Source organism: Pseudoxanthomonas kaohsiungensis, from assembly GCF_010211765.1.
GTDB classification, from domain to species: Bacteria; Pseudomonadota; Gammaproteobacteria; order Xanthomonadales; family Xanthomonadaceae; genus Pseudoxanthomonas; species Pseudoxanthomonas kaohsiungensis.
The window spans coordinates 1-579 of record NZ_PDWO01000060.1; the positions used below are offsets into that span (position 1 = coordinate 1).

Consider the following 579-nt stretch of genomic DNA (forward strand, 5'->3'; position numbering starts at 1 on the left):
TCGAATAAATGAGAACAGTGCCGCAGCTGAATATCCCAATCTGTCGTCACAGCGATACAACTATCTGCTGAAGCAACTGGAAGATTTCCTGGACGGCGCGTGCAAATTGACGATCATGTTTGGAATGTTTTTTCACCAGTTGACTTCGAAACGCCCTTCGGCATCGGTCGTGACCCGCTTTTCGCCGAGGCGGCTGCGGTAGCGCGTCGCACCGGCAACGATCTCGACCTCGACGTCGGCTGCCGGCTTTCCGTCCAGCAGGAACTGGTAGCGCGTGGTCTCGCCTGCGTACAGGTCGTTCGGATGCGTGTCGTGCACGAGTTCAAGGCCACTGCCCTGCAGCTTCATCGCCGCGGTGGTCGGGGCACCCGCGGTGACGAAGGTTTCAATGCGACCGTGCGAGCGGGTGACCTGCACGTCGGTCGCGGCAACCGGCAGCGCCTTGGCCAGGTCGGCTTCGCTGCCGCGCCACCGCTTGCTCTCGCCGTTCTCGGTCCAGCTGGCAAACAGGCCTTCATTGATGATGGCAAGCCGCCAGGTGCCCGGCTTGTCGAGCTCGACATCGAACACGCTTCGGTA

At 61.0% G+C, this 579-nt stretch carries 1 protein-coding gene; it reads right to left on the minus strand.

The window, feature by feature from the left end; all coding sequences use genetic code 11:
* Window positions 1-132: 132 nt before the first annotated feature.
* Window positions 133-579, minus strand: a 447-nt coding sequence (locus CSC66_RS17285) for a DUF4198 domain-containing protein (RefSeq protein ID WP_162378641.1), incomplete at its 5' end; no start/stop codon positions are given.